Below are 4,786 nucleotides of genomic sequence, written 5' to 3'. Positions count from 1 at the left end.
CGCCAGCAGCAGCGCGCGGAACAGCGCCAGCGGCGGGTAGCCGGGCCGGCCGGTGGGTGCGCGCAGCGGCGCCAGCAGGCGCTCCATCGGCGCCCAGTCGATCAGGCCGACAATGCAGTCCAGACGATGATTGGAACCCGCCCCTGCCGGCAGAAGCGCCTCCGCCAAGCTCGCCTGTCCGATCCGACGCTGACCCATCCCCGCCTCTTCGTCACTCCAACGGCACGAGAGAATCAGCACTCACCGCCATCAGCCAGGCGTTTCGCAGAGGTCTCCGATGAAGCCAGGCTCCCACCCCATCCGGAAATGATCGCTTGGCGTCGAAAGTCCCGAATTCGCCATCGGGGCAACTGGCTGGTTGCCCTCATACAGCCAAGAAATGCCCAGTCCTGCGCCGAAGTAGAGCCCGCTCGGCAACTTAGCCGACGCAGGAGGAACAAAAGACAAGCCACACGTGACGGCCATCGCCGATACGGCAAAACGATCGTATCTCATGCAAGCACCATCGATTGCGCCGACCGCCGATTTTGCCAGAGGAAGCCTTGCAAACAGGTGATCCATATTCCTATGCAGCGCGCAATATATTTCGATACTTAGATACGTGGGGTGGTCGGCGTTGCTGGAGGTGTTGCCCTAACAGCATAGGAGCATGCGAAGGGTACAACTCACCCCTGCGGCATGCCCTCCGGCACCACGGTGCGGATCAGGCTCGCATCCAGCGCCTCATAGTCGTGGTAGCCGATCGTCTCATACAGCTGGGCGCGGGTCTGCATGCGCCCAACCATGTTCTGCGTGCCGCCGTCGCGGCGGATCGCGGCATACAGCTCCTCCATGCCGCGCGCGGCGACGCGCAGGTGGCTGACCGGCCAGATCACCATGGCGTAGCCCATCGCCTCGAACTCCGCCGCCGTGAAGAAGGGCGTGCGGCCGAACTCGGTCATGTTCGCCAGCAGCTTCACGCCGGGCATGCGCTGCGCGAATTCCACGAACATCTCGCGCGTCGTCAGCGCCTCGGGGAAGATCGCATCCGCCCCTGCATCGAGATACATCCGCGCGCGCGCCACCGCGCCCTCGATCCCCTCGCTCGCGGCCGCATCGGTGCGCGCGATGATGACCAGGTGCCGACGCGCACGCCGCGCCGCCGCCACCTTCGCCGCCATGTCCTCGGCGCTTGCCAGCTTCTTGTCGTTGAGGTGCCCGCACTTCTTGGGCAGCAGCTGGTCCTCGAGGTGCACGGCCCCTGCCCCGGCTTCCTCGAAGCAGCGGACCATGTGCATGACGTTGAGCGCCTCGCCATAGCCGGTGTCGCCGTCGACCAGCACCGGCAGGCCGGAGGCGCGCACCACCTGGCGGATGTGCCAGGCGACATCGTCCACCGTGATCATGCCGAGGTCGGGCAGGCCCATCGTGGCGGACATTGCAGCACCCGACATGTAGAGCGCCTCGAACCCCGCCTTCTTCGCGAGCAGTGCCGAGATGCCCAGATGCGCGCCCGGCATCTGCAGGATGCCCGGTGCTTCGAGCATGCGGCGGAAGCGCAGCCCGGCCGGTTCCTCGGGCAGGTCGTCGGCGATCACATATGGCATGGCAGGGCTCCCTCGCGGCGAGCCCTGCCTATAGTCCAGCCGCGGCGCGCTTCCCAGCCGTGGCGCTCAGAAGAAGATCAGCGTCACCAGGACGAACAGCGGGATCAGGAACACCAACGCCCAGCCGCAATAGCCGAAGAATGAGGGCATGCGTTCGCCGTATTCCTCGACGATCGCCTTGACCATGAAGTTGGGCGCATTGCCGATGTAGGAATTGGCCCCCATGAACACCGCGCCGCAGGAGATGGCCGCGAGCGTCAGCGCGCCCTGGGTCATCAGGAAGCCCGGGTCGCCGCCCGCGAGGTTGAAGAACACCAGGTAGGTCGGCGCGTTGTCGAGGAAGGATGAGAGCAGGCCGCTCAGCCAGAAGAACACCCACGGGACCGGCTGCCCGGCCGCATCCGTGGTCATCGCCACCAGCGGCGCGGCGGCGCCCTCGCTGCCCGCGCGCAGGATGGCCAGCACCGGCGCCATGGTGATGAAGATCGCGGCGAACAGCTTCGCCACCTCCAGGATCGCGCCCCAGGCGAAGCCGTTCGCCACGCGCAGCTCGGTGCCGGTCAGGCGCATCGACACCCAGGCGATGGCCAGGAACACCGCGACGCCGACCAGCCGCTCGATGCCGATGGTCTCGCCCAGCAGATGCGCATCGCCCGGGCGCCAGTAACCCTGCACCAGAACCATCGCCACCACCACGCCGATCAGCGCGAGGTTGACCAGCCCCTCGACCTTGAGCGGCTCGCGCGCGCCGGTGTCCGGGACCACCGGCTTCTCCCGCGCCCATGCCAGGCTGTCGAGGACGTAGTAGACGGCGAGCAGGATGATCGCGCAGGTGAGGAATTCGCTGAACAGGTGCGTGGTGGTCCAGAAGAACGACACGCCCTTGAGGAAGCCCAGATACAGCGGCGGATCGCCGAGCGGCGTGAGCGAGCCGCCGATATTGCTCACCAGGAAGATGAAGAAGACGAAGGTGTGCGTCTTGCGCTTGCGGAAGGCGTTGGCGCGCAACACCGGGCGGATCAGCAGCATCGAGGCCCCGGTCGTGCCCATCAGCGACGCGATCACCGTGCCGAAGGCCAGCAGCGCCGTGTTGGTGGCGGGCGTGCCGACCAGCGCGCCTTTCAGCAGCACCCCGCCGCCCGTCACATACAGCGCCAGCAGCAGCGCGATGAACGGGATGTATTCCTGCAGGACGATGTGCCAGACCTCGCCGGCGGCGGCCTGTGGGCCGAAGACGATCGCGAAGGGGATCACCAGCAGCACGCCCCAGCCCGCGGCGATCTTGCCGTAGTGGTGGTGCCACACATGCCCCGCCACCAGCGGCATGATGGCGATCGACAGCAGCAGCCCGGCGAAGGGGATGCCCCAGGCGAGGGACATGCCGGCCCCGGACACGCCCGCTGCAGCGGCGGGCTGGGCGGCGGCCGCCAGCACCAGGGCAACGGCGGGGATCGCGGCAAGGGAGCGGCTGAGGCGCATCATCGGTCCGGTCTTGCGTTGCGGCCGGCATCCGTCCCGGCCCGGCCCGTGGCTTGCAGGATCATCGCCCCGGCCACAAGGGGGCGGCCCCCCTTTTCCACCCCCGCCCCCGGCCCTAGGTTGCGGGCCGGACAGGAGACAATGCGATGGACATGAGCGGCGAGCGCCGCATTCCCGCCGCCCGCACGCGGGTCTGGGATGCGCTGAACGACCCCGAGATGCTGCGCGCCGCGATCCCCGGGTGCGAATCCGTCACGCGCACCGCCGACGACGCCTTCGAGGCGAAGCTCGCGCTCAAGATCGGCCCCATGGCGGCGAAGTTCGGCGCCAAGGTGAAGCTCGAGAACATCAACGCCCCCGCCTCCTACACCATCAGCGGCGAGGGCAATGGCGGCGCCATGGGCTTCGCCAAGGGCGGGGCCGACGTGGCGCTCGAGGAAGTGGGGCCCGAGGAGACGGTGCTGCGCTACACGGTGAAGGCGCAGGTCGGCGGCAAGATGGCGCAGCTCGGCGCGCGGCTGATCGACAGCACCGCCAAGCAGATGTCCGACCAGTTCTTCGACCGCTTCGCCGCGGCCCTCACGCCGCCGGCCCCGGCCGAGGAAGCCGCGCCCGCCGCCGCCGCGCCTGCCGCACCGCGCGCGCCCATCACCACGCCGGCTGGTCTCTCGATTTTCGACCTGCTGCCCGAGGCGCCGCTCGGCATCCCGCTGATGGCCTGGATCGGCGGGGCGATCTGGCTCGTCATTCTCGCGCTGATGTTCCTGTGAGCGGGACCGGCGCCGCCGTGCACGCCCCCATCGCGGCACCGCGGCGATGACCGCGCCGCTTCCCGACAGCGTCGAGGCCACGCAGGCGCTGCTCGCCGCCGGCGGCTACGTGGCGGACCGCGCGCTCGCGACCACGGTGCACCTGGCGCTGCGCATGGGCCGCCCGCTGTTCCTCGAGGGCGAGCCCGGCACCGGCAAGACCGAGATCGCGAAGGTGCTCGCGAAGATGCTGCCGCGCCACCTGGTGCGGCTGCAGTGCTATGACGGGCTTGATCTCTCGGCCGCGGCCTATGAGTGGAACCACGCGAAGCAGTTGATGGCGATCCGCCTCGCGGAAGCGGCCGGCGAGACCGACCGCGAGGCGCTCGAGCGCGGCATCTACGACCGCCGCTTCCTGCAGTCCCGCCCGCTGCTGCAGGCGCTGGAGGGCGAGCCCGCGGTCCTGCTGATCGACGAGCTCGACCGCGCCGACGAACCCTTCGAGGCCTTCCTGCTCGAGATCCTGGCGGATTTCCAGATCACCATCCCGGAGCTCGGCACGATCCGCGCGATGACGCCGCCGGTCGTGATCATCACCTCGAACCGCACGCGCGAGGTGCATGACGCGGTGCGCCGGCGCTGCCTCTACCACTGGGTGAACTATCCCGACGCGGCGCGCGAACGCGCCATCCTGCAGCTGCGCGCACCAAGCCTGCCGGAGAAGCTTTCCGCGCAGATCGTGGCCTTCGTACAGAAGGTCCGGCAGGGCGACTACTTCAAGCTGCCCGGCGTGGCCGAGACGATCGACTGGGCGCAGGCGCTGAGCGCGCTGGACGCGAAGGAACTCGAACCGGGCGCGGTCGACGAGACGCTCGGCGTGCTGCTGAAATACCAGGACGACATCGCGAAGCTGCGCGGCGCCGAGGCGGCGCGCCTGATCGCCGAGGCGGCGGGATGACGCCCGGGCGCGGG

General features: G+C 68.9%; 5 protein-coding genes. 2 read left to right on the top strand and 3 right to left on the bottom strand.

The window, feature by feature from the left end; genetic code table 11:
• Positions 1–249: 249 nt before the first annotated feature.
• From HW578_RS23010 to HW578_RS23000, 3 genes are all read right to left on the bottom strand, one after another.
• Complete coding sequence (locus tag HW578_RS23010; protein WP_198373047.1) at positions 250–561, bottom strand: hypothetical protein; 312 nt, start codon at positions 559–561, stop codon at positions 250–252.
• Between the two features lie 104 nt (positions 562–665).
• Positions 666–1,586 (bottom strand): methylisocitrate lyase, encoded by a 921-nt coding sequence (gene prpB, locus HW578_RS23005; RefSeq protein ID WP_198373046.1) that lies wholly within the window; start codon positions 1,584–1,586, stop codon positions 666–668.
• Positions 1,587–1,652: 66 nt separating this feature from the next.
• Positions 1,653–3,068, bottom strand: a complete 1,416-nt coding sequence (locus tag HW578_RS23000) for a sodium:proton antiporter (RefSeq protein ID WP_232479226.1) — start codon at positions 3,066–3,068, stop codon at positions 1,653–1,655.
• A gap of 143 nt (positions 3,069–3,211) precedes the next feature.
• On the opposite strand from HW578_RS23000, the gene HW578_RS22995 reads away from it, so the two are divergent.
• A complete protein-coding gene (locus tag HW578_RS22995; RefSeq protein WP_198373045.1) occupies positions 3,212–3,835 on the top strand; it encodes an SRPBCC family protein in 624 nt (207 codons plus the stop codon).
• Positions 3,836–3,881: 46 nt separating this feature from the next.
• The gene (locus HW578_RS22990; protein WP_198373044.1) at positions 3,882–4,772 is read left to right on the top strand and encodes an AAA family ATPase; all 891 of its coding nucleotides are present in this window, start codon (positions 3,882–3,884) and stop codon (positions 4,770–4,772) included.
• Positions 4,773–4,786 lie beyond the last annotated feature (14 nt).

The sequence above is a fragment of the Roseomonas rosulenta genome (genome assembly GCF_016106005.1).
Classification (GTDB): Bacteria; Pseudomonadota; Alphaproteobacteria; order Acetobacterales; family Acetobacteraceae; genus Neoroseomonas; species Neoroseomonas rosulenta.
The sequence above is the reverse complement of the archived record's forward strand: the minus strand, read 5'-3'. Positions and strand labels throughout refer to the sequence as shown.

What these genes read in the sequence shown, in the direction of transcription:
- HW578_RS22990 (WP_198373044.1), top strand. Translation starts at nt 3,882, where the DNA reads ATGACCGCGCCGCTTCCCGACAGCGTCGAGGCCACGCAGGCGCTGCTC.
- HW578_RS23010 (WP_198373047.1), bottom strand. Translation starts at nt 561, where the DNA reads ATGGATCACCTGTTTGCAAGGCTTCCTCTGGCAAAATCGGCGGTCGGC.
- HW578_RS22995 (WP_198373045.1), top strand. Translation starts at nt 3,212, where the DNA reads ATGGACATGAGCGGCGAGCGCCGCATTCCCGCCGCCCGCACGCGGGTC.
- HW578_RS23000 (WP_232479226.1), bottom strand. Translation starts at nt 3,068, where the DNA reads ATGATGCGCCTCAGCCGCTCCCTTGCCGCGATCCCCGCCGTTGCCCTG.
- prpB (WP_198373046.1), bottom strand. Translation starts at nt 1,586, where the DNA reads ATGCCATATGTGATCGCCGACGACCTGCCCGAGGAACCGGCCGGGCTG.